At 68.3% G+C, this 22,087-nt stretch carries 28 protein-coding genes; 11 read left to right on the forward strand and 17 right to left on the reverse strand.

What is annotated here, in order from left to right; genetic code table 11:
* Positions 1–132: 132 nt before the first annotated feature.
* Positions 133–432, reverse strand: coding sequence for a HigA family addiction module antitoxin (locus ABZ477_RS04800; RefSeq protein WP_360128676.1), 300 nt, complete (start codon positions 430–432; stop codon positions 133–135).
* A 12-nt stretch (positions 433–444) separates the two neighbouring features.
* Positions 445–726 (reverse strand): type II toxin-antitoxin system RelE/ParE family toxin, encoded by a 282-nt coding sequence (locus ABZ477_RS04805; protein WP_360128679.1) that lies wholly within the window; start codon positions 724–726, stop codon positions 445–447.
* Positions 727–945: 219 nt separating this feature from the next.
* On the opposite strand from ABZ477_RS04805, the gene ABZ477_RS04810 reads away from it, so the two are divergent.
* A complete protein-coding gene (locus tag ABZ477_RS04810) occupies positions 946–1,116 on the forward strand; it encodes a hypothetical protein (protein ID WP_360128682.1) in 171 nt (56 codons plus the stop codon).
* A gap of 16 nt (positions 1,117–1,132) precedes the next feature.
* Here ABZ477_RS04810 and ABZ477_RS04815 read toward each other — a convergent pair whose 3' ends face one another.
* Positions 1,133–1,666: a GNAT family N-acetyltransferase gene (locus ABZ477_RS04815; RefSeq protein ID WP_360128685.1), complete on the reverse strand. Its 534-nt coding sequence runs from the start codon at positions 1,664–1,666 to the stop codon at positions 1,133–1,135.
* Between the two features lie 255 nt (positions 1,667–1,921).
* Here ABZ477_RS04815 and ABZ477_RS04820 point away from each other — a divergent pair, with 255 nt between their 5' ends.
* Both ABZ477_RS04820 and ABZ477_RS04825 read left to right on the forward strand, forming a co-directional pair.
* On the forward strand, positions 1,922–2,482 hold the full coding sequence (locus ABZ477_RS04820) for a sigma-70 family RNA polymerase sigma factor (protein WP_360128688.1): 561 nt from the start codon (positions 1,922–1,924) through the stop codon (positions 2,480–2,482).
* The gene (locus ABZ477_RS04825; RefSeq protein ID WP_360128691.1) at positions 2,479–3,045 is read left to right on the forward strand and encodes a hypothetical protein; all 567 of its coding nucleotides are present in this window, start codon (positions 2,479–2,481) and stop codon (positions 3,043–3,045) included. Before ABZ477_RS04820 ends, ABZ477_RS04825 begins: the two co-directional genes overlap by 4 nt.
* A 175-nt stretch (positions 3,046–3,220) precedes the next feature.
* Here the strand turns inward: ABZ477_RS04825 and ABZ477_RS04830 are convergent, their stop codons facing one another.
* On the reverse strand, positions 3,221–3,619 hold the full coding sequence (locus ABZ477_RS04830) for a nuclear transport factor 2 family protein (protein WP_360128694.1): 399 nt from the start codon (positions 3,617–3,619) through the stop codon (positions 3,221–3,223).
* A gap of 205 nt (positions 3,620–3,824) precedes the next feature.
* On the opposite strand from ABZ477_RS04830, the gene ABZ477_RS04835 reads away from it, so the two are divergent.
* A complete protein-coding gene (locus ABZ477_RS04835; protein ID WP_360128697.1) occupies positions 3,825–4,118 on the forward strand; it encodes a hypothetical protein in 294 nt (97 codons plus the stop codon).
* Positions 4,119–4,455: 337 nt separating this feature from the next.
* Positions 4,456–4,884: a hypothetical protein gene (locus tag ABZ477_RS04840; protein WP_360128700.1), complete on the forward strand. Its 429-nt coding sequence runs from the start codon at positions 4,456–4,458 to the stop codon at positions 4,882–4,884.
* Positions 4,885–5,168: 284 nt separating this feature from the next.
* On the opposite strand, the gene ABZ477_RS04845 is transcribed toward ABZ477_RS04840, so the two are convergent.
* Positions 5,169–5,516, reverse strand: a complete 348-nt coding sequence (locus tag ABZ477_RS04845; protein WP_360128703.1) for a hypothetical protein — start codon at positions 5,514–5,516, stop codon at positions 5,169–5,171.
* Between the two features lie 330 nt (positions 5,517–5,846).
* A complete protein-coding gene (locus tag ABZ477_RS04850; RefSeq protein WP_360128706.1) occupies positions 5,847–6,401 on the reverse strand; it encodes a DUF937 domain-containing protein in 555 nt (184 codons plus the stop codon).
* 385 nt (positions 6,402–6,786) lie between these two features.
* Between ABZ477_RS04850 and ABZ477_RS04855 the strand changes: the two genes are divergently transcribed.
* Entirely contained in the window at positions 6,787–7,740 is a 954-nt protein-coding gene (locus ABZ477_RS04855; protein ID WP_360128709.1) for a hypothetical protein, read from the forward strand.
* A 59-nt stretch (positions 7,741–7,799) separates the two neighbouring features.
* On the opposite strand, the gene ABZ477_RS04860 is transcribed toward ABZ477_RS04855, so the two are convergent.
* Positions 7,800–8,753 carry a nucleoside hydrolase gene (locus tag ABZ477_RS04860; protein WP_360128712.1) on the reverse strand — a complete coding sequence of 318 codons (954 nt, stop codon included), beginning with the start codon at positions 8,751–8,753 and terminating at the stop codon, positions 7,800–7,802.
* 321 nt (positions 8,754–9,074) lie between these two features.
* Between ABZ477_RS04860 and ggt the strand changes: the two genes are divergently transcribed.
* The 4 genes from ggt (at position 9,075) to ABZ477_RS04880 (ending at position 12,686) form a co-directional block, all read left to right on the forward strand.
* Positions 9,075–10,913 (forward strand): gamma-glutamyltransferase, encoded by a 1,839-nt coding sequence (gene ggt, locus ABZ477_RS04865; protein WP_360128715.1) that lies wholly within the window; start codon positions 9,075–9,077, stop codon positions 10,911–10,913.
* Positions 10,914–10,994: 81 nt separating this feature from the next.
* Positions 10,995–11,153 (forward strand): hypothetical protein, encoded by a 159-nt coding sequence (locus ABZ477_RS04870; RefSeq protein WP_360128718.1) that lies wholly within the window; start codon positions 10,995–10,997, stop codon positions 11,151–11,153.
* An 83-nt stretch (positions 11,154–11,236) separates the two neighbouring features.
* A complete protein-coding gene (locus ABZ477_RS04875) occupies positions 11,237–12,061 on the forward strand; it encodes an alpha/beta hydrolase (protein ID WP_360128721.1) in 825 nt (274 codons plus the stop codon).
* Between the two features lie 268 nt (positions 12,062–12,329).
* Positions 12,330–12,686 (forward strand): PRC-barrel domain containing protein, encoded by a 357-nt coding sequence (locus ABZ477_RS04880; protein WP_360128724.1) that lies wholly within the window; start codon positions 12,330–12,332, stop codon positions 12,684–12,686.
* Between the two features lie 63 nt (positions 12,687–12,749).
* Here the strand turns inward: ABZ477_RS04880 and ABZ477_RS04885 are convergent, their stop codons facing one another.
* Both ABZ477_RS04885 and ABZ477_RS04890 read right to left on the reverse strand, forming a co-directional pair.
* The gene (locus ABZ477_RS04885) at positions 12,750–13,733 is read right to left on the reverse strand and encodes a virulence protein RhuM/Fic/DOC family protein (protein ID WP_360128727.1); all 984 of its coding nucleotides are present in this window, start codon (positions 13,731–13,733) and stop codon (positions 12,750–12,752) included.
* Positions 13,734–13,868: 135 nt separating this feature from the next.
* Entirely contained in the window at positions 13,869–14,750 is an 882-nt protein-coding gene (locus ABZ477_RS04890) for a hypothetical protein (protein ID WP_360128730.1), read from the reverse strand.
* Positions 14,751–15,028: 278 nt separating this feature from the next.
* On the opposite strand from ABZ477_RS04890, the gene ABZ477_RS04895 reads away from it, so the two are divergent.
* Positions 15,029–16,000, forward strand: a complete 972-nt coding sequence (locus ABZ477_RS04895) for a TIGR03557 family F420-dependent LLM class oxidoreductase (RefSeq protein WP_360128733.1) — start codon at positions 15,029–15,031, stop codon at positions 15,998–16,000.
* 35 nt (positions 16,001–16,035) lie between these two features.
* On the opposite strand, the gene ABZ477_RS04900 is transcribed toward ABZ477_RS04895, so the two are convergent.
* From ABZ477_RS04900 to ABZ477_RS04935, 8 genes are all read right to left on the reverse strand, one after another.
* Entirely contained in the window at positions 16,036–16,317 is a 282-nt protein-coding gene (locus ABZ477_RS04900; protein ID WP_360128736.1) for a hypothetical protein, read from the reverse strand.
* A 153-nt stretch (positions 16,318–16,470) separates the two neighbouring features.
* A complete protein-coding gene (locus ABZ477_RS04905) occupies positions 16,471–17,337 on the reverse strand; it encodes a GyrI-like domain-containing protein (RefSeq protein ID WP_360128739.1) in 867 nt (288 codons plus the stop codon).
* Between the two features lie 134 nt (positions 17,338–17,471).
* Positions 17,472–18,026, reverse strand: coding sequence for an NYN domain-containing protein (locus ABZ477_RS04910; protein ID WP_360128741.1), 555 nt, complete (start codon positions 18,024–18,026; stop codon positions 17,472–17,474).
* Between the two features lie 135 nt (positions 18,027–18,161).
* Positions 18,162–18,542 (reverse strand): nitroreductase family deazaflavin-dependent oxidoreductase, encoded by a 381-nt coding sequence (locus ABZ477_RS04915; RefSeq protein ID WP_360128744.1) that lies wholly within the window; start codon positions 18,540–18,542, stop codon positions 18,162–18,164.
* On the reverse strand, positions 18,539–18,880 hold the full coding sequence (locus tag ABZ477_RS04920; RefSeq protein ID WP_360128747.1) for a DUF2200 domain-containing protein: 342 nt from the start codon (positions 18,878–18,880) through the stop codon (positions 18,539–18,541). The genes ABZ477_RS04915 and ABZ477_RS04920 overlap by 4 nt, the downstream gene beginning before the upstream one ends.
* A gap of 37 nt (positions 18,881–18,917) precedes the next feature.
* Entirely contained in the window at positions 18,918–20,147 is a 1,230-nt protein-coding gene (locus ABZ477_RS04925) for a nucleotide disphospho-sugar-binding domain-containing protein (RefSeq protein WP_360128750.1), read from the reverse strand.
* Positions 20,148–20,181: 34 nt separating this feature from the next.
* On the reverse strand, positions 20,182–21,261 hold the full coding sequence (locus ABZ477_RS04930) for a crosslink repair DNA glycosylase YcaQ family protein (protein ID WP_360128753.1): 1,080 nt from the start codon (positions 21,259–21,261) through the stop codon (positions 20,182–20,184).
* A gap of 81 nt (positions 21,262–21,342) precedes the next feature.
* A complete protein-coding gene (locus ABZ477_RS04935; protein ID WP_360129814.1) occupies positions 21,343–21,972 on the reverse strand; it encodes a CoA pyrophosphatase in 630 nt (209 codons plus the stop codon).
* Positions 21,973–22,087 lie beyond the last annotated feature (115 nt).

The following is a 22,087-nucleotide window of genomic DNA, read 5'->3' on the forward strand; positions in this document are numbered from 1 at the left end:
ACGACCTATCAGCGCGCGCGGCTCACCCGAACGTGTCCGGGGGCGGACTTACGTGCGAAAGCCGAGTTCTCCGTCGAACCTACTGCCCGTTGAAGGGACCGGCCCACGTGCGGTGAAAGACCGGCGGGCCAGCTACGCCGCACCGACCAGGGGCCTGATTTGATCAAGGCCCTGATGCTGCGAGTCGTCGAAGACCTCTAGGTCGTAGTCCAATTGGAGAATGAGCCAGAACCGTTCCGTTGTGTCGAAAGCCTTCGCGAGCCGCGCGGCGGTGTCCGGCGTGATCGACCTCCGTCCTTTCACGATCTGACCAATCGTTGGCTTGGACACGCTGATCGCGCGGGCAAGGGCAGCGTTGGTTAGCCCTAGCGGCTTCATGTACTCCTCGAGGAGGATCTCACCGGGGTGAACCGGTGCAAAGTCGGCAGCCATTTCCTTCTCCTCTCAGTGGTAGTCGACTATTTCAACGTTCTCGGGACCCAGATCAGTCCAGGTGAAGCAGATGCGGAACTGATCGTTGATACGAATGCTGTACTGTCCCTCGCGGTCGCCCGTCAGCTTCTCCAATCGGTTCCCTGGCGGGCTGTTGGCATCCTTCAAACTCTGTGCAGCGTTGAGGATTCGAAGCTTCCTGTGCGCTTGCTTCTGCAAATCTGGACCAAAGGCCGGCACTCGGATGCGACGCCAGACATCTCGAGTGTCGTTGTCACCGAAGGACCGGATCACCCACCAACCGTAACGCGTAACGTAACTGATTACAAGGGTACGCCCGACCTCTGGCTGCCGTGCCTAGCGATGCTGCCCATGTCCAGCCCCGGAGTCGACGTCCCGGTTATCGCCGCGTAGCGCCAACGCGGCGCTGCCGCCAAGGAGCGATCCGTGCGCTGAGCGACCGACAATCGCGCAAACGCATTCGCTCCCGCTCGCCGGCGTAGGCTCAGCCGCATGACGGACAGCCCGTTCAAACCCGGAGACGACGTCTTCACCCCCGGTGCACGCGGCATTGTGGTCGATGTTCGGGCTACTCCATCTGGCAAGTGGGTCTTCGGCGTCGAGGACGCCAACGGCAGGGTGGACTACTACACCGCTGGGGCCCTCCGGTTGGCATCCAGCTAGCCTGTCCCAAGGCCGCTTATTGGGCGGCCGACGCTGGCAGCGTGACGTAGAACTTGAAGCCTACGTGCGAGTCGACGAAACCGAGCCTGCGATAGAACCGGTGCGCATCGTCGCGGGCGGCGTCGGAGGTGAGCTGCACCAGCGGCGCTTCAAGATCAATCGCGGCTTGTTCTATCACCCACCGCATCAGCGCACTCCCGATACCTGAGGATCGCTGGGTGCTCGCGACGCGGACGGCTTCGATGAGGAGCCGGGTACTACCCCGACGTGCCATCCCAGGGATGACCGTCAGTTGCAGTGTGCCCACGACGGCATCGTCGCGGTTCACGGCCACTAGGAGTTCGTTGCCAGGATCGTGAATGATGCGATCAAGTGCGGCGGCGTACGCGGGGCGGTCGTCGTCGTTCGCGATGTCCCCGCGGCCGGCGCTGATCGGGTCATCGGAGAGCAACTGCATGATCGCTTGCAGATCGTCAGGCGTTGCTCGGCGGATGACGACGCTTGTGCCGGGGGCGCTGATGGAAGTCGGAAGGTCAAGGTCGTCGAGCACGCTCTATTCTCTCGACTCGCGATAGGTCGTCGATCACGACCTTCGAGCGCCCTCACAGGGCGGTCGCTCCAGGGAGTGCGGTCAGCGGCGGCAACTTGTATCCCGTGTGCGGCTCACGCCCGAGGCGTCTTCCGCGTGCGTGGGCGCCGGGCCCACGACTGCCTAGCTGCCTCGACAGCGGCGGCGGCCGGGATCGGCGGCTCTGCGGCAGAATCTCGATGTGACGTTCTGGGCGGGTGCGGACATTTCTGGGTGATGGAACAGTCAGACCAGGCGTTGTGGGGTGATGTTGTGGCCGGTGATGCGCGTGCGTTCGGGATCATCTGGGATCGCCACCATGTGCGTGTCTTCCGTCATCTGGTCGCCGGTGGTGCGTCAACGGTCGATGCGGAGGATCTGTCGGCGGCGGCCTTCCTTGAGCTATGGCGAAAGCGCCGCAGCATCCGATTCGTGGACGGGTCCGTGCTGCCGTGGCTGATCGTTACCGCGCGGAATGTCGAACGCAACGCCTCCCGCGCCAAGCGTCGCTACCACAGATTCCTCGCCGCACTGCCCGCACCCGCACTCGCCCCCGACCCGGCCGACACTGATCACGACCTGGACGACCGAACAGCGCAGATCCGCGTTGCCCTGGCGTCGGTGAAGCAATTGGACTCCGACCTGCTGGCCATGACTGCGATCGAGGGACTCACAGTGCGCGAAGCGGCCGCCGCCGTCGGGCTGTCCGAATCGGCTGCGAAGATGCGGCTGTCCCGCCTGCCTAACCAGCTGCGCTCAGCAGTCGCCGCACCCATCATCGAAGGGGGCACGTCATGAACACCGCCTTCACACCTGAGCGGGCCACCGCGATCAGGGAAGCACTTGTCACCCACGTCGCCACGACCGGTGCCCGACCCCGCCGCCGCGGCGTGTGGGCGGTCATCGCGGGCGCGCTCTTGGCCGGCGCGAGCCTCGCGACACTCGGCGGGCTGGCCGCATCCGGAGGAGCATTCACCAACCCGGAAGCAGGACCCCTGCCCGAGGGTGTCGACATGGTCACGCAGCAGGTATACGACGACGCCTTCGCGAAGTTCGAAGAGTGCATGAACGAAGGCGGTGCCGAGCTTGCCGGCAAGCGCGTTGTCGGCGGTGTGCACGAGTTCTCCTTCCTGGCCCAATTCGAGCCGGTGTACGACAAGTGTTATTTCGACTTCGCACCGGTCGACTTTCAGTGGCAGGTCGCCCACTCATACGACTCCGAGACATTCCTCACGTACCGCAAGTGCCTTGAGGACATCGGCATCGAGCCGGGCAGGGACGCTGACGCGATCTTGGCGCAGGTCAAGGAGAGCGGCCTCGACGTCCGGAAGTGCTTCGAGGAAGGCACAACAAACGGGTGAACCGAACACCCACGCCGTCCTGTCATCCGAATCGCCGGCGACAGGACGGCGGATATGAGCGCGCCAGTGGCGATCACGCAGGATCACCACTCGGCCGCCACTCACTCGACACCACACACCAGCGAACGACCTGGTGCGGGATCGCTAGACAGCGTCGGCCCGCCGTAGACGACCGTTACTGCGCCGAGATGCGTGGTCCCGCGTGCCCGGCCAGACACTGCCACTGCCCACCCGCGCGAACCCACATCTGTGTCATCGGCATCCGATATTCGGAACGTCCAGCACTGGTCGTGACGTCGTCGACGACGACACATCGCAGAACGGCGGTGCCGCCGACCACGGTGATCTTGGGGTCCGTCAGCAGCTGAGAATGCCAACGCGTCGGTCCGCGGAGATTGCCGGCGAGATAGCTGTCCCGGTCGAAGTGTTCCCCGGTGTGCGACGTCCATCCGAAGGCGGGGTGAAGCAGCATCCTGAGCGCGCGCTCGTCGCCCGCCGCCAGCGCAGCAGCACGACGCTCCGCGGCCCCGAGAACCTCATCTTGGATGGTCACCACGTCATATTCCCTCTCCATGTCGGCTCCTCTGCAGATACTCCCGCTCTGCTTCCCTGACCCAGACCCCGCACTGAGCCGAGTCGGTGACCGCTGTCGACTCCGAGACAGATGACCTCACCGTTCAGAGAGGGCGTTGCGTCGATCCTGCTGCTTGTTGCACGCGGGGACCGGCTCGAGGGGCGTGTAGGGATGTCGCGACCTTGTGCATCGATAGTGTCGACGCGTGAGCGAGCGGAAGAGATCGATCCTGGCATGGGCGACTGCCGGCGTCGTGGTCGGGGTAGGCGCCGTCGTTCTGATCGTCGGGTTGCTGACTCCAGTGACGTTCGGCTGGTTCGCATATCAACCTCTGGCCGATGCGACGTTCGTTCCCGGCGCTGGCGGGGTATTCCTGTCCCGCGTCACGATCATCGGGTGGGTGATCTTGACGGTCGGGCTCCTGGCGGTCGCCTTCCTCGCCGGGTGGCGGATTGCCAAAGCGCGCCCCAATCGGCTCAACTCCGATTCCGCGACTTGACAGGCGAACATCCGGACGGGCGCGGCGACCGCGCGGTGCCCTCAAGGCGATCTCAGCAAATGCGCGGCGTTGCTCGTCAGCTCTGACGGCTCTCTACGGGCGTGATTCGCGCAGGCATTCCCAGCAAGCCTGCTGGTTCGATATGGGCAAGTGCGTGTGTCAGCGACGACCCATCGAGCGCGCGCCCACATCCACGGCTTTCCGTAGGACGGGCAACCGGACCCTATGAACGCTCCTCACCGCACACCTGCCCTCATCAGGACCGGCTTGCGAGGTCTCTGTTGACCAACGGCTCCGAGAGCAAATGACGGGAAGGCCGAGTCAATAGTCTTCGACTATGGCGCGTATCCGCAGGCTCGTATTCATCTCGGCGGCCGCGGGTCTGCTTGGCTCGATTGTCGGCTGCAGTGGAGGCGGCGCAGGAGTCAGCGTTCCGCAGGGATTCGATGATCTCGATCAATGCCCGCCCCGCTCCATTCCGGTCGAAGATCTGCGGGAGATCGGCGAGCCGGGATGCGACCTCGTTGGTTCATCGCTGACTTTCCCGGACGGTGTGTCGCTTCCCATCTATGCCGTCGGCGAGGTCTTCTCGTCCGCGGACTCCTCAGCCGGCAACCGTGAGCATCTCATCGTGAATTGGGGGACACCCGGAGTCGGGGCGCTTACGAAGGACGGCGACGAGCTGCTGGACCTGTGGGCCACCAGCGACAAGGCCGAACACCTGCAGCGCGAGCAGGCGAAGATCGAAGGCGTGCGCCTGGACTGAGCCGCGCCCGGCGAGGGACCCCATGGGCACGCCGCGGACGGCAACGGGCCGCATCAGACGAGCTCTCCCGCTGTCGCTGCTTCGCTACCTCGAGATGACTCGGAACATCGCGGTGCCGGTCGGCCGGCCTGCTCGCCGATATCGAGGCTCCGCGGAGGGCTGGCGTCTCGGAGTCGAAAGTTGAACACGGGTCCGGCCGTTTCGGCGGAGCGACGACGTGCTGGGAGCGATCGCCCGCCCTCGCGGAGCAGGCCGGGCGGCGGGAGCGAGGCTGACCGAACCGGCTACCTGCTGTCGTTGGCGTTGTTGCCCGGGAACTCGGGGGCGTCCTTGTGGTGGCCCCAGGCCTTGCCGTGCTTCTCCTTGTCGAGGCCCTTGCCCTTACCCGGGAAGTCCTCGGAATCCTTGTCGAGACCCCTGCCCCGACCGGGGAAGTCGGGGTCGTCCTTGTGATGACCCCACGCCTTGCCTCCCCCGTTGCCCGGCGTCTCGCCGGTGTCGTCAGGGGACCCCACATCGACAGAGACGACCGTCGGAAGCGAAGCACCAGAGGCGATCGCCGGAACCAGGATCGCACCTGCGCAGACCCCGGCGACCACGGCCCCAGCGACGAGCGACTTCTTCGAGCCCATGGCGACCTCGGATTCGGTGGCGCGCCCACCCCAGGCGCGCTCTTGCGGGGAGCGTAGCACCGGCAGGCCCCGCCACACCCACTCCGCCGCATCGCGTCTGCACGCCGACGCCCCTTCCGCGCCATACCCGCTGAGGGGATGGCCGTTGAACAATCTCTCGACGCGCGCCCGAGTGCAGGCGTGGTGACCTCGGAGCTGTGGATAGCGAGGGCTGTCTCGTTCGTCGTGATGGTTAGCGCCGGCGTTCTCCTCATCTGCATGGCGCGGGCCGCAGGTCATCCCGGGGCGGTCGTGATCCGTGCGCGCAGCTGGTGCCGCTCCGTTGCGTACCTACTTCTTTCCCCCGAAGAGCCCACCCAGCAGTCCGCCGATGTCGATGCCGCCCGCGGAAGCCCCGCCGCCAGATGCACCGCCACCGAGCAGTCCGCCGATGATGTCCCCGAGGCCGCCTCCGCCCGCGGCCGAACCAGAGCCGGCCTGGCCAGCCGCTCCACCCTGCTTCTTGGCGAGCAAGCCGAGCACGATGGGCGCCAAGATCGGCAGGAGCTTCCCGAAGTCGATGCCCGCCGTCTGAGGCTCCGACGTAAGCTTCTGCGCGACGGCGTCCTGCTGGCCGCCGAAGATGTGCCCCAGGATCTTCTGACCGTCGGCGGTGTCGACGCGGTCGACTTCTACCGTTCCCTCGCCGATCGTGTCCGAGTGCTTGTCGAGGGCTTTCAGGATCGCCTGCGAGCCTTCGGGTGTCTGCGCGTTCCCCTGCAGACCGGTCAGGATCGTCGCGCCGCCCTCTTGGATCGCCTGCCGAGCAACGCTCGGGTCGACTCCGAGCTTGGCGGCGGTCTCATCCACCGGCAGTGATCTGAGGATCTCGTCGTTTCCAGCCATGATCATCTCCCCACCGCGAGGTCGTTCGTCCCCGCTCGCCCGTCAGGCTAATTGGAGGCAGCGAAGTCCAGCCAGGGCTTGCGATACACGGCCGAGGGTGCTCGGATTCGGGCACCCGCTCAGCCCCGGTCCGGCGGTTCCGAGCCGCGCGCTGAACGACCGCAAGGCGGGCGTTGGATGCGATGATCCGCGAACCGCCTCGCCTCGCTATCTGGTGGGGATTGCGTGTGCTCCCTAACCCAGACAGTTGCATCGAGCGGACGGGAATCATGGGGAGGTTCAGCCCGCGGCCATCCGGCAGGATCGATCGCTGTACCGGCTCTTCCACGGCCCTGCGCTCCCATCCGGGATCTCGTCGGCGGGAGTCATGTGGCACAGTGACGGGGTGACTGAACCCGATCTGGGCGCGCTCGCCGAGGCCGTTCGCATTGCCGCAGAAGCCCGCGCGCGTCATAGCCGACTGGGTGTGCAGCTCGAGACCTTGGGGTTTCTCGTGGAGACGCGGCGCGGCGAACTGGCAGAAGCGCAGCGGAGGCTGCAGAGGGAGCAGTCCGATGTCCGCCGGCTGGATAAGCTGTCGCCGACGAGGATCTGGACGACGCTGCGCGGAGACGCGGCCGATCGTCTGTCCATCGAGCGCGCCGAGGCGGATGCCGCCAGGCTCGCCCTGGCCGGCGCACAGGCCCGGCTCGACAGCGCCATCGCCGACGCCGCCCGAGTCCGCAGCCGACGCGATCCGCTGAACGGCGCGGATCACGCCTACGGCCAAGCGCTGGCCGCTTACGAGGCCGCATTGCGCGCGGCCGGTGGCCGTGACGCGGCAGAGCTGACGGTGATCGCCGACCAGCTGGGGGTGGCCGCGGCCCGTCAGCACGAAATCGCAGAGGCTGTCGATGCGCTGCGCGCCACAACAGCAGCACTGGAGGAAGCACTCGTGAAGTTGGACAGCGCGGGGGGCTGGTCGACGTACGACACCTTCTTCGGGGGCGGCTTCGTCGCCGACATGATCAAGCACTCGAACATCGACGACGCCACCGCCGCCTTCGCAAAGGTCAACCGGGCGCTCGAACGACTCTCCACCGAGCTCGCCGACCTCGGCGCCCCGACGGTCACTGCCGTCGAGATATCCGACGCTCTGGCGGTCTTTGATGTGCTGTTCGACAACATCCTCAGCGACTGGATGGTCATGGACCGCATCTCCGGAGCCCGGGCGAGCGCCGACAGACTTCGGGACCGCCTCGCTCAGGTCGCAGAACAACTCGCCACCAGCGCTGTAGACACCTCGACACACATCGGCGCGTTGCTGGGGCGGCGAGAAGCGATCCTCACCGCAGCCTGAACAACGGGTCAGAGACCTCGCCTCCGGACCCGTGCCGGTCCGCAGCACGAGACAACGACTCAGGCGCGTATCGACAGCATCCGTTCCAGGAGGTGCGGCGCGGCATCCTCCGCGACGGCGCGAACCACACGGACGTGACTGACGCTCATGCCCTGCTCCACGTCACTGCACACGGTGCGGCCGCGCTCGGGTCCGCCGGTCACGTCGACCGACACCTTGCACAGGGATGCGTCGGTGATGGTCAGGTCGCCCAACGCCAGAGCGGCGGCGAGCGGGTCGTACAGAATGCACTGGCGCACGCCCAGGATCGGTTCGTAGAAGTCCAGGTAGGTATCCAGCATCTCGCCGAGCGCGGTGTGGACGGCGCTGCCGGCATTGCGAAGAGCTGCCTGATGCGTGACGTCGAAGCGGTGTGCGCGCGTCACATCCAGCGGCACGAGGAGGATCGGCCACCCTGCATTCAGGACGATCTGTGCAGCTTCAGGATCGTTGGCGACGTTGGCCTCGGCGAACGGCGTGATGTTCCCGTCGACCCAGCCGGCACCGCCCATGATCGTGACACTGTGCACGAGGCCGGGTAATCCCGGATCGAGCTCAAGCGCTCGGGCCAGGTTCGTCAGGGGCCCGATCGCCAGCACACGAAGTCGCCCTTCGCACTCGTGAGCAAGGCGGACCAGTGCTTCCGCCGCCGCCTCGACCGGTGGTGTCCATCCCTGCGAAGGCAGAGCGACGCCCCCGATTCCATTGGAGCCGTGTACCTCAGGCGCGCCGCCCGCGTACGGATGTGTCCGAAAGTTCTGTTCCCCCAGGAAGATCTGCACCTCGCCGCGTCCGGCCAGACCGAGGAGGTTCGCCGTGTTGATGGCCGCCGTCGCCGCATCGATGTTTCCGCTGACGGTGCCGATGCCGACCAGTCGCGCGTGCGAGCTTGCGAGCAGATATGCCAGCGCGAGCGCGTCGTCGATGCCCGTGTCGCAGTCGAGATAGAGGGGCACGGGCGAGGAGTCGGGCATGGCGTCAGGACCTTTCGACAGGAAACGATGCGGCAGGCCGACATCAGACTCAGCGTACGTTCTGACATGAATGCGGGGCCGGCGAAGTCGCCGGACAGTCGCGCGCCGTGCTGCACGTCCGAGGACCGGGTTCCGCGCTGCGTTCGGCTCGGCGCGGGACCGTTGCCACGATTACGCCAGTCGACAGGTGGAGCCTGAGAAGAGCCCCGCGTGCGAGCAGCGGCACGCGGCGGTTCGTTGCCGTCGTCAGGGACTGGGGCTACCGTGAAAGGGTCCGCCCTCGCCACTCCGCCCTCGCCGCTCAGCTCGTGGGGGTTTGTCATGGTCAGCTTCACGCTCCGTTCCGTGCGCACGCGCGCCGCGCTGGCCCTCGTCGGGGTACTGGTCGCGGCGCTTGCGGCCGCATCACCGGCATCCGGGCTCCAGACAGCCACGCAGGCAGGGCGTCCGGCACCGCCGAAGCCTTCGACGTCCACGGGATACGGCGGTGCGGTGGCGTCCGTCGACGCCGAAGCGAGCGCCGTCGGCCTCGAGGTGCTTCGCAAGGGCGGCAACGCCGTGGACGCCGCCGTCGCGACCGCCGCCGCGCTCGGTGTCACCGAGCCCTACAGCGCCGGGATCGGCGGCGGCGGGTACTTCGTGTACTTCGACGCCGCGACCGGCGAGGTCACAACGATCGACGGACGCGAGACGGCGCCCGCCGCGATGAATGAGAGGTCTTTTCTCGACCCGGCCACGGGCACGGCGTACCCCTTCTTCGACGTCGTCTACTCCGGCCTGTCGGTCGGAGTGCCGGGCACCCTCGCGACGTGGGAGGCCGCGCTCGACCGCTTCGGTACGACGTCGCTCAGGGATGCACTGAAACCGGCGATCCTTCTTGCGACCCGCGGCTTCCAGGTCGACGAGACGTTCCGGCAGCAGACGGCGGGCAATGAGGCGCGGTTCCGGCAGTTCCCCGACACCGCCGAGCTCTTCCTTCCGAAGGGGGAACTGCCCGTCGTCGGGTCGACGTTCAAGAACCCCGACCTGGCACGAACGCTGCGCGAGATCTCGTTGCGCGGCACCGACGTGTTCTACGACGGGGCGATCGCGGATGAGATCGTCGCGCTCGTGGAGGACCCCGTGACGACGGAGGACCACACTCTCCCTGCGTTCCCGGGCGTGATGACGACAGAAGACATCGCGGACTACTCCGTGATCGAACAGGCGCCGACGCATATCGCCTACCGCGGCCTGGACATCTACGGCATGGCGCCGTCGTCGTCGGGCGGCACGACGGTCGGAGAATCGCTGAACATCCTCGAGAACTTCGAGCTCTCGGCCGCAGACATGCCGCAGAGCCTCCACCTCTACCTCGAGGCGACGGCTCATGCATTCGCCGACCGCGGCGCCTACGTCGGCGACCCGGCCTTCGTCGACGTGCCGACCGAGATCCTGCTCAGCCAGGAGTTCGCCGATGCGCGAGCCTGCGTGATCGATCCCAACGCTGCGTCGGTGAAGCCCGTCGCCGCCGCGCCCCTCGATGCCGCCGGGTGCGATGCGCTCGTCTTCGCGGAGGCTCCCGACACCGAGAACCTTTCGACCACCCACCTCTCGGTCGTCGACCGGTGGGGCAACGCCGTGGCGTACACGCTGACGATCGAGCAGACCGGCGGATCCGGCATGACCGTGCCGGATCGCGGGTTCCTCCTGAACAACGAGCTCACCGACTTCTCGTTCACTCCGCGCGACGCTGATCCGGACTCCGACATCGATCCGAACACGATCGGGCCGGGCAAGCGCCCGCGCTCATCGATGTCGCCCACGATCGTGCTCGACGGCGGCGACATCCGCTTCGTGGTCGGATCCCCGGGTGGCTCGATGATCATCACGACGGTCACCCAGGTGCTGATCAACCGCATCGACCTCGGAATGACTCTGCCCGAGGCAGTCGCGGCGCCGCGCGCGTCGCAGCGGAACACCGCGGCCGTAGCCGCTGAGCCGGCGTTCCTCGCGGCCTACCAGGGCCCGCTCACGACGTTCGGGCACGCATTCTCGTCGACCGCCGAGATCGGCGCCGTGGCAGCCATCGAGGTGGGGAATGACGGACTCATGACGGCCGCCGCCGAACCGGTGCGACGTGGTGGTGGCACGGGACTGGTGGTCGAGCCCGCAGACTGATAAGCCGCGCCTCGGAACGGACTTCGCGGGCGGGACCCCCGTCCAGGCGCCGCCGCTTACCCTGCGCTGACCGAACAGCGTGTGGGAACTCTGGCGAGCACCGCTTCGCTGGCAACCGACGGCCAGGCCGAGTCATCGGCCTTCACGGAGGACGGCGACGAACTGCTGGACCTGTGGCCCTCCAGCGAAGCCGAGCGTCTGCAACGCGAGCAGGCGAACATCGAAGGCGTGCGGGAGTGAGCCGCGCCCCTGGGAGGGCCCGTCTTCGAGCTGATCCCCATCGAACGCTTGGGTCCCGTGTTGCGACTGACCATCATGGGGCCATGACGATGACGGTCGAACTGGGCCCCTCGGCTTCGCTGGCATACGACGCCATCGGCACGGGCATCCCGCTCCTGGCTCTTCACGGCGCATACTCCGCGCGTGGCGAGGTACGCGGCTTCCTCGAGCCGATGATCGCTGGGCGGCCTCTGCGTCGGCTGTACGTAGACCTGCCCGGCCATGGCGACTCCCGGCCTTCGGCGGGAGTTCAGCAACCGGATGACGTGCTGGATCTCGTCGACCGCCTGCTTGACCGTGAGGCGCCATCCGGGAGATTTCTCGTGCTCGGGCACTCGTTCGGTGGGCACGTCGCCCGGGCGATCGCGGCGCGGCATCCTGACCGTGTCGCCGGGATCGCACTCATCTGCCCAGCTCTTCCCGGCGAGCAGAGCACCCCTCCGCCAGCGGTCGTTCGCGATGATCACGTGTCCGGCGCACTCGATCCCGATCTGCGAGCCCAGTACGAGGGGTACTTCGTTGTTCGAACGACTGAGACCCTCGAGCGGTTTCGCCGCGCCGTGGTCCCCGCCATCGGGCAGGTCGACGAGCCGACGCTGGAGCGGGCGATCACGGCGGGCCCGCATGCCGCCGATCCCGACAGGGTGGCGGTGACCTGTTCGGTGCTGGTGATCTCAGGCCGACGCGATCACTGGGTCGGCTGGGAGCGGCAACAGCTGCTCGGCGATCGGTACCCCCGTGCCACCGTCGTCACTGCGGGCGACGCCGGCCACGCGCTGCCTCACGAACGCCCCGGTCTCGTGGCTGCACTGCTGTCCGACTGGCTCGAAATCGTGGATCTCGATGCAGACACACGACGGCAGCGCTGATCGCGTTGTCCCGGAAACCGCCCAACCACCCGGCAGAACGGCCTATTGAGGCCTGATCAGGCATTCTCTGAACGTCCAGAGTGCCTGATCGCGCCTCAGTCCTCCTTCCGCTCGGCCATGCTCGCTCGGCTGAGCGCCGGCCCATTACGCTTCTTGACCCGATTGCGCCAGGGGGTCCCCCGGCCGGACGACCCCTCGTAGCGTCGATATCAGAGCGACCGTCGCGGTCGCCCTTCGAATCCCTCGCAGGAAGACGAAGGAGGAGCCCATGACAGCTTGGGACGCCTGGAACTACCGTGAGTCAGTGGGCCGTGGCCCCGGATCGCGCGATCTGGTGGGATACCACGTGCACGCCACGGACGGTGACATCGGCAAGGTCGATGAAGCCAGCAACGAGGCGGGAAACAGCCGCCTGGTGGTGGACACCGGCCCGTGGATCTTCGGCCGGAAGGTGGTCCTTCCCGCCGGTACCGTCCAGCGTGTCGACGACGATGACCAGAAGGTCTACGTCGACCTGACCAAGGACCAGATCAAGGACTCCCCGGAGTGGGACCAGAGCAGCGCCGGCATGGATGACGCCGACCGCGGCCGCCTGGACACCTACTACGGCGGCTACTACCGCTGATCCTGAAGGCGATGGGTGCTCGGCCATGGGCCGGGCACCCATCGCTCTGCTCTGGCGAGTGCCTCAGGAGGGGTCCGCGGACAGCATCCGGTCCGCGGACAGCATCCGGTCTTCGGAGAGCATGCCGACGATCAGGGCGATCATCAGGTCCTTCTCCTTCGGGTCGCTCATCGCGACCATGAGGGTGATCGCGGCGAGGGCGTTGTTCGAGATCAGCGGCACGCCGTGCTCGTCGTCGAGCGCCCGGTTGCGGACGAGGAAGTGGGCGAAGAGCGCGGCAGCACTGCGCTTGTTGCCATCGGTCAGCGGGTGGTCCTTGACGACGAGATAGAGCAGGTTCGCGGCCTTCTCCTGCACGGTCGGATAGAGCTCCGCTCCCCCGAATCCCTGGTAGATCGCGTCGATGATGCCGTCGAGCGCATCGCCTCGCTCACCGCCGAAGAAGGTGTCCTGCGGGAAGGCGGCGCCGACTTCGTCGATGACCGCGCGCGCGCCGTCGTAGGTGAGGAACCACGTCGGTGGATCACCCTCGCCGGACGGGATCTCCCCTTCGTCGTAGTCGCGCAGCATGCGCAGGCTCGGGAGATAGTTCGCGACGACCTTGGCGACGCTCGCGATGAGCTCACCGCCGGAGCGCGAGAGCTCACGCACCATCGATCTCTGCTGGGAGAGCCGACGCTCGTTGAGGACAACGCCTTCCAGCAGATACTGGCGCAGCACCTGCGTCGCCCAGCGGCGGAAGCTCACCCCTTCCGACGACTTCACCCGGTAGCCGACCGAGATGACGACATCCAGGTTGTAGTGCGCGACGTGGTAGGTCTTGCCGTCCGCGGCAGTTGTGGCAAAATCTGCAACAACTGCCTGCCGGTCCAGTTCGCCGTCGTCGAAGACGTTGCGCAGGTGCCGCGAGATCGTCGACTTGTCGCGGCCGAACAGCTCCCCGAGCTGGTCCGCGGAGAGCCAGACCGTCTCGGCGTCGGTGCGCACGGCGAGCTCGAACTCGCCGCTCGCGGATCGGTAGAGCTCGACGCCCTGGGCTTCCGGCACTCGTCGCCTCCCGGCTCATCGAGGCGGTCGGCCGCCTCGTCATCGGGTTCAGGCTATGTCGGGTCGCTCGGCGCCCGCCGCCCCCTCGCCGGGTTGCGGCGCAAGACTCGCACGCAGTCCGCCGGCCGGTCGGGATCAGCGCCGGCGCTCGGTCCAGCGCGCCGGCTCGGGCGCCCAGGACGCGGCCCGCTCCTCGCGCTCGGTGATGAGCATGGCCAGCCGGAGGCGCGCGAGCACCTCCGTGCGCACCTTCCGCACGCGGGCCGCGTCCCGATGCATCGCCTCGGGACCGACCGCGGACCACCAGCGGTCGAGCGCTTCATAGACCTCGAGGGCATCCCCCTGATCGACGAGGTCGCCGGTGAGGCGTGCGAGACCGGTCTGGCGTCCCGAGCGATCCGCACGCAAGGCGTGGAACCACAGGATCAGTGCCCCGACCCCGGAGCACGCCAGCAGCGTGAGGCCCGTGGTCTGCGCGAGCGCGCGGTCGAGGTCCACCTCGTCCCACCGGAAGATCAGCACATACGCCGCGGCGAGGAGCCACAGCATCCCGAAGATGAGGTGGATGACGGCGGGAGCGCGGGATCCCCAGAGCGAGCCGTTCGCGCGGCGCGGCTCGAGCCACCACAGCAGCGACACCGAGACGGAGGCGCACAGGCCGGCGGGCAGCATCCCGTCCTGCAGCGAGACCGAGCTGCTGCGCCCCGTGGCCACGAGCGCGACGGCGAGGATGCCGAGCACGAACGCCACCCCGAGCATCGCGCGGTGCAGCGCCGTCGACGGCCGCACCCGGGCCGCGACGGGATCGCGCCGCTCGTTCACGGCTCGCACGGCCGCGGCCCGTGCGCGCTCGTGATCGGCGAGCGTCCGGGCGTCGGAGGCGAGCACGGCGACCCGCCACGAGTCCTCGACGGCGGCCCGGGCGTCGCGGTAGTCCGCGTCGAAGAGGATGAGGTCGATGCGGCCGACGGTGCGGTCGTCCAGTCCCGTCACGGAATCGTGTCCGGATCCGGCCATCGCACCCTCCTCGCACCTCATCAGGCATCGGGCTGCTGTCGTACAACCTCAGAGTAGGCCCGGGGCGCGCGGGCGGCGCGAGACGGCCGCCGCTCTGGTCGCGCGCCAGTTGTTGCAGATTCTGCAACAACTGCCGGACGCGTCTCTCGCGACAGGTCTTCGGAGTGCAGTAGCAGGCGGCGGTTCGCCTGCCAACCCCCGGACCGACCGGATGAACGATCCGTATCGTCGCGACGGAGGCGGCCCTGCGATGCCGCCCGCGCGCGATCGGAGAAGTCATGGTGAGATACGGCTACACGCTCATGTGCGAGCAGAGCGGACCCCGCGAGCTCGTCCGCTACGCGCAGGCGGCCGAGGAGGCGGGGTTCGACTTCGAGGTCATGAGCGACCACTATTCGCCCTGGCTCGTGAGCCAGGGGCATTCGCCGTATGCGTGGACCCTGCTCGGCGCGGTCGCACAGGCCACGTCGCGGGTCGGACTCATGACCTACGTGACCTGTCCCACGACGAGGTACCACCCCGCTGTCGTGGCGCAGAAGGCCGCCACGGTGCAGCTGCTCAGCGAGGGCCGCTTCACCCTCGGCCTCGGGTCGGGCGAGAGCCTCAACGAGCACGTCGTAGGTGAAGGGTGGCCGAACGTGGCGGTGCGGCAGGCCAAGCTCGTCGAGGCGATCGAGATCATCCGAGAGCTCCAGTCCGGCGAACTCGTGACATACGACGGCGAGTACTTCCGCGTCGACTCGGCTCGCGTCTGGGACGTGCCCGATACGCCGCTCGAGATCGGAGTCGCCGTCTCGGGTGAGGAGTCGATCGCCGCCTTCGCGCCGCTCAGCGAGCACATGATCGCCGTGGAGCCGGATGCCGCGCTCGTGGAGGGATGGACGGCCGCGCACACCGGCTCGTCGCGGATCATCGGGCAGATCCCGATCTCCTGGGATCCGGACAGGCAGAAGGCGGTCGAGCGCGCGCACGAGCAGTTCCGGTGGTTCGCCGGCGGCTGGCCCGTCAACAGCGAGCTGCCCAATCCGGCGTCCTTCGCGGCGGCGAGCCGGTTCGTGCGTCCCGAGGACGTCGCCGAGCAGATCGCCTGCGGGCCGGATCTCGACGAGCTCGCGGAGAGTGTCCGCCCCTTCCTCGACGCCGGGTTCACCGATGTCGCCATCGTGCAGATCGGCGATGAGGAGCAGGAGCAGTTCCTCGCGGAGGTCGCGCAGCCCCTGCTCGAGAAGCTCCGCGCGCTCGGCTCATAGCGCCCCACAGGACGCGCAGGCGTGAGGTCCGCGGGTCAGACCGAGGCGAGTTCGGCGGTGCGGCGCCGGAGCTCTTCGAGCAGGTGCGCCGACCCGTCGAGATTGCCGGGAGTGCTTCCTGGGATGCGCACCGTGGCGATCTGGTACGGCTTGCCCAGCAGCACCGACGCCATGCTCGGACCGCTGTCGTAGAGGCACGGGAACTCGACGATCTCCATCCGCCCGCGCTCCGCGAGCGCGCAGGCGAGTTCGAGCACTGCGTCGGCGATGTCGTCGGAGGTCTCGATACGAGCCCCGAGGATCACGATCTGCTTCACGGTCACCCCCCCACAGGTGCAAGAACGCGCGCGCCTCGATCATCCGCTCACGGAGGCTCCAGGACAACCGGATGCGCGTGATCCGTACAGAGAATTCGCGATTCGGCCCGCGTGTCCGAGGTCAGGAGAGCCGCGCAGGTGGCGGATCCGGAGTCACGCGCGCTCGACGGGGAGCCACAGTTCGCAGGTCGCGGTGCTGAAGTCGGGAGCACGGTCGAGCACGGCCACGATGGACGGGCCGGGGCGAAGCCGCCAAGGGTTGGACGGGAACCAGTCGCTCGCGGTCGCTGCCCAGGTCGCCTGGAGGGCGGCCGGGTACTCCCCCGAGATGCGGAACACCGCCCACGCGCCCTCCTCGGCCGGAATGACGTCGAGGTCGTCGGGCACGGGCGAAGCGGCGCTCACCGCAACCCCGTGGAGGTAGGTCAGCTCGCTGCCCTCCGTGTAGTCGGGGTCGACGTCCGCGCTCACCTGGAGCAGGCCCGCCGGCTCGGTGTCGCCGAGGTCCTTGAGCCGGGCGTGCTCGGACATGGGCAGCGAGGCGATGTGCGCCTGGATGTGGGGATTGACGCCCTCGTGGATCAGGGGGACGCGGGCGCTGTGCCCGATGAGCCGGAAGGCCGGCCGGTCGGCGATGCGGGTGTCCATCGTGGTGTTCCCTTCTACTGTCAGGCGGAACCTGAGCTGTGGTTGCGTGCGAAGGGGACCGCCGTCGCGGCGCACATCGGCGGGACTCACGCCGTGCACCGCCCGGAACGCCCGGTTGAACGCCTCGGTCGAGCCGTAGCCATAGCGCACCGCGATGTCGAGCAGATCGTCGCCGTCGAGCACGTCGGCGGCCGCGACGGTCATTCGGCGCCGACGGACGTACTCCGACAGCGGCATCCCCGCCAGTGACGAGAACATGCGCCGCACGTGGTACTCCGTCGTGCCGAGGCTCCCGGCCAGGTCGGCGAGGTCGAGATCATCGTCGAGATGCTGCTCGACGAACTCGACGACCCGGTTGAGAATCGCGATCACGGTTCCTCCTTCGACATCGAGCCTCGTCGAACGGGCGGCCGTCCACCCGACTATCGCGGTCCGAAACGATCGGGATGCGCGGGATGCTCGACGCAGTCCGCTTGCCTGCGCGCGGCGCCGGGCGACAGCATCCGTCAGCCGAGGAATTCGGCGGGATCGAACTCCTCGATCGAGATGACGCGAACCCGGGGCAGGCGCGCGTCGAAGGCCTGTGCGTCGTACTCGAGATCGAAGAACTCCACGCCCGGGATGGCGGTCAGCTCGCTGCTGCGGAACTCGTGGAACGCGAGCACTCCCACGCGTCGGCCGTCGCCCGCGAGGCTGCCGAGGTCCTGCGCGAAGTCGCGGTCGTGGCTGACGAGCACGATGTCGCCCTCGCGGCCGGCGAGCGCGCGCAGTGTGCGCTGGACGGCGATGTCGACGATCTTCTCATCGGCGGGGCCGGACAGCGGCACGGGCTGGTACCCGAGGGCGAGCAGCGCCTGGATGAACGGCATCGGCAGGTTGGTGCTGGCGTTGAGGAAGAACAGCCCCTTGGCCGACTGGTTCCAGCGCGAGGCGATGAACGTCAGGATGCGGTCCCAGCGCGGACGCTCCTCCGGCTGCGGGCGGCGGCCGAGGATCGATGCGCCGAGCGTCGCATCGATGTTCTCGCCGTCGACCAGCACCCACGTGACGCGCTCCGACATGTGCTCCCCCATCCCGCCGATCCGATTCCGACCGTAGCAGGGGGCGGATGCTGTCCGGATGGGCGGATGCCGCGCGGAGCGTCAGGCGACCACACCGGGGACGGCGGCGTCGGGCACCTCACCGGTTTGTGCGCGTCAGACCAGCCGCATCACCAGGGCGCCCGGCATCCGCTTTACGACGAACCGGAACGCGGGGCGTGCGAACGCGGTCGCCTCGTCGGCTTCGATGATCCTTGCGCCTGCGGCCCGGACGGTCTCACCCTTCCAGTCGAGTTCCGCGCCGCCCGCCGTCACGACGTTGCGCGCCCAGTTGGTGTCGATCCCCCACGGCAGGCCGATCAGCACGAGGCTCCGGTCCGACGTCGGGATGACGGCGATCGGCGTGGCGTACTCCGTGCCGCTCTTGCGCCCGCGGTGGTGGATCACGGCCCACAGTGGCATCCACCGGTGCCCCGCGAGCCTGCGGGCGATCGGTTCGGTCGCCCGCTGCACGGCAGGACGGCGCGACCCGGTCATGCCCGGAGGATCTTCGCCATAGGACGGCCCTTCGCGAGCTCGTCCACGAGCTTGTCCATGTAGCGGATCTTCTGCATGAGCGGGTCCTCGATCTGCTCGACCCGCATGCCGCAGATGACGCCCGTGATGAGCGACGCGTTCGGGTTGAGGTCGGCGTCGGCGAAGAAGTCCTCGAGGGTCGTGTGCTCGTCGATGTGCCGGCGCAGCTCGTCGTCGTCGAAGCCCGTGAGCCACTCGATGACCTCGTCCAGCTCGTCGTTCGTGCGCCCCTTCTTCTCGACCTTCGTCACGTAGAGGGGGTAGACGGACGCGAAGCTGATCCCGAAGATCCTGTGCACGTCTGAAAGCGTACGCCGGGTGTCATTCCGGATGCTGTCAGCGCCCTGCGACGGCAGCCTCGATGATCCGCGCCGACGCGGCGGCGCCGTCCTCCTGCGCATACGCGCGCTGGACGCGCCCGGCCGCCTCGCGGAACGAGTCCTCCGCGAGCAGACGGCGCACAGCATCCGCCAATGCCGGCGAGCCGGCCTGCTTGGGAGCCAGGGCGATCGCGTTGCCCTGCTTCACGCACACGTCGACGTTCCAGACCTGCTCGGGCTGCAGCCCCATTCCGACGAACGGGATGCCGGTGGCACACGCGGTCTGCACAGTCCCCTGTCCGCCGTGCAGGACGGCGGCGTCGACGAGGCCGCCCAGCAGGTGCGCGGGGATGAGGTCGACGACGTGCACGTTGGCCGGGAGGACGTCGCCCGGCTTCAGGTAGTGCCGGATGGGTGCGACGACGTTGACCGGGAGCCGGCCGAGCTGCGACGCGGCCGCGAGCGCCAGCTCACGGCTCGCCGACGAGCCGAGGCCGAGGTACACGAGCGGTTCGGGCCGCGCCGCGAGCTCGGTCACGATCGGTGGGACGGGCGCGTCGATGTGGGCGAAGATCGGCCCGACGCGCTCGTATCCGTCGGGCAGCGTGAAGCCGTCGAGCTCCCAGGGCATGACGGCGACGAGGTTGCGGTCGGCCTCCAGCAGCGAGACGACGGTCTTGAGCGGTCGCACGCCGTTCGCGACCGCGACCCGCCGGAAGGCCCGCGGTGCGAGCGGCGCCTTGTTGTACGCCCAGCGCAGCGCGCTCGTCGCGACCCGATCCGCGGCCCGGGCGAACCACCCCGACCCGCGCACGAGGCCCATGCGCTTCGTCTGATCGACCTGCGGGCGGGTCAGCGCCCACGTCACGGCGTAGAAGAGCGGAAGTCCCTCTGCGCGCGCCGAGATCATCGACGTGGGATTGGATCCGATTACGACGGCCGCAGCATCCGTCTGCCTGATGAGGGCTCGCTCGGCAGCGACGCGCGCGCCGATGAACTCGTCCGTGAACGGCGTGCGCAGCGTCTTGCCCTGATCGAACTTCATGACCTGGTCGCGCTCGGCGGGCGTGAGCGCGGGGCGGAGTGCGCGGTACTCGAAGCCCGCATCGCGGATGAGCTGCGCGAAGTCCTCCTCGTACCCCTGGAAGATCGCGCGGTGCGCGGGGTCGAGGGCACGCGCCACCTCGATCATGCGCGTGACCTCGGCGAGGTTGAACGTGATGGGGCAGAAGAGGATGGTCGCCACAGCCCCATCCTTGCGTGCGGACACAGGGTCGGGCTCAGCCCAGGCCGACGACGGGGACGCCGAGCCACTCCCCCAGCTCCGCGATCTCGGCCCGGACCATGTCGTGCTCCTCGGGCTCCCACGGCAGGAACTCGTGCACAGCGTTGACACGCAGCACTTCGCGCGCGCGGTCGACCTCGGCGTCCAGCATCCCGATGAAGCGGTCGCCCATGAGGATCGGATGCGCGAAATAGCCGTACCGCCGCTGCGGCTTGGGCTTGAACTGCTCGAGGACGTAGTCGAACTCGAAGATCTCGCTGAGGCGCGGGCGGTCGAACAGCATCCCGTCGTAGGGGTTGAGGAAGGCGACGCGTCCGCCGCCGTCGTCGTCGAGCGCTGCGAGCGCCTCGGGATCGACGCGGTACTTGCGCGGGCTGCCCTCGATGACAGCGGGCTCGCCCGCTTCGCCGACGGGCGTCCAGGGCGACCTCTGCTTCGCGATGCCGGCCGCCTGCAGTCGCCGCTCGTGGAGCAGGCGCTCGGCCTCGTCGTCGGGATGGACGGGCAAGTCGCTCGGGTACACGCGCTCGGCGAGATCCCACCGGCGATGCCGGCCCTCGCGCCCGACGACGGCCACCTCGCCCCGCCGCAGGAGGAAGTCGAGCATGATCGGCACCTGGTTGGAGCCGGACCAGCCGTCCGGTGCGCGGCTGACCTGGGCCGTGTCCGGGATCTGGCTCGCGAGGAGCGGCCCCTCGGCGCGCAGCTTCGCGAGGACGTCGGCACGGAAGCGCGCGTTGGCGTCGAGCCACGCGCGGCTGCGCTCGTGGGTCGGCCACCGCCGCATCGCGGGGAGCATGAGCGGGAGCAGGCTCATGGGCCGGAAGGTGCCGTCGAACTCGAACAGCAGCCGGTCCAGCTCGACGGCCTTCTGCAGCTGTCCCGCCTCGTACGACCAGCCGATGCGCGACCACAGGACCGTGTGCTCGCACGGGGCGATCGTCGCGGTCGGGTCGATCTTGATGTAGCCGAGCTGCTCGGCGACCTCGACGACATCGCCGGGCCGCTCGGCGTCGAGCAGCTGCGCGCGCACGATGATGCGGCGTGCCTCGTCGCGCGTCAGCCGGTGCGTCACACGGTCGAGGCTAGCGGGGCGGGCTTGCGTTTCGTCTCGCGTCGACCGGCACCGAGCGAGCGAAGCGAGTCGAAGTGTCGCTCAACGACCGGTGGGAAGGTCGAGCGGGAGTTCGCGCTCCTCATCCCACGACTCGGACCACCCCAACCGGTCGAACAGGCCGTCGAGCAGCATCCCGGTGAATCCCCAGACGAGGTGATGGCCGGATTCATGCCGCACGAGGAATCCGGGGCCGCGCCACTCCTGGCCGTCGCGCCTGATCACGGTGACGCCGCGGTTCGCGGGGTCGAGCAGGTCGGCGACGGGGGCACGGAACACTGCCGACGACTCGGCCTCGTCGACGACGCGGACGGGGCTGGGATGCTGCCACCAGGCCAGCACCGGAGTCACGCGATGCTGCGAGTAGACGAGGGGGATGTCCATGAGCGGTCCGAGCACTTCGACCCCGTCCGGGTCGAGGCCCGTCTCCTCGCGCGCCTCGCGGAGAGCCGCCGCGATGGGCCCGTCGTCGCCCGGATCGACGCGGCCGCCCGGGAATGCGACCTGCCCCGCGTGCGAGCGCAGCGTCGTCGCGCGCGAGAGGAGGAGCACGTCCAGGTCGCGCGAGACGGCGTGCGCCTGCGCGTCGTGATCGCTGGCGAGCGAGTCGAGTACGCCGAAGAGCATGAGCACGGCGGCCGGCCGCGCGTCCGGCTCCTCGTCCGCGTCGATGAGCCGCCCCGGGCGCCCGTTGCCTGCACCGCGCGCTTCGGCGAGGGCGAGGAGCTGCGCGCGTGCGCTTCGGGTGTTCACGTCGGCGGGCACTCCTTCAGGCTACGCCCGGCGT

The sequence above is a fragment of the Microbacterium sp. NPDC019599 genome (genome assembly GCF_040632175.1).
GTDB lineage: Bacteria > Actinomycetota > Actinomycetes > Actinomycetales > Microbacteriaceae > Microbacterium.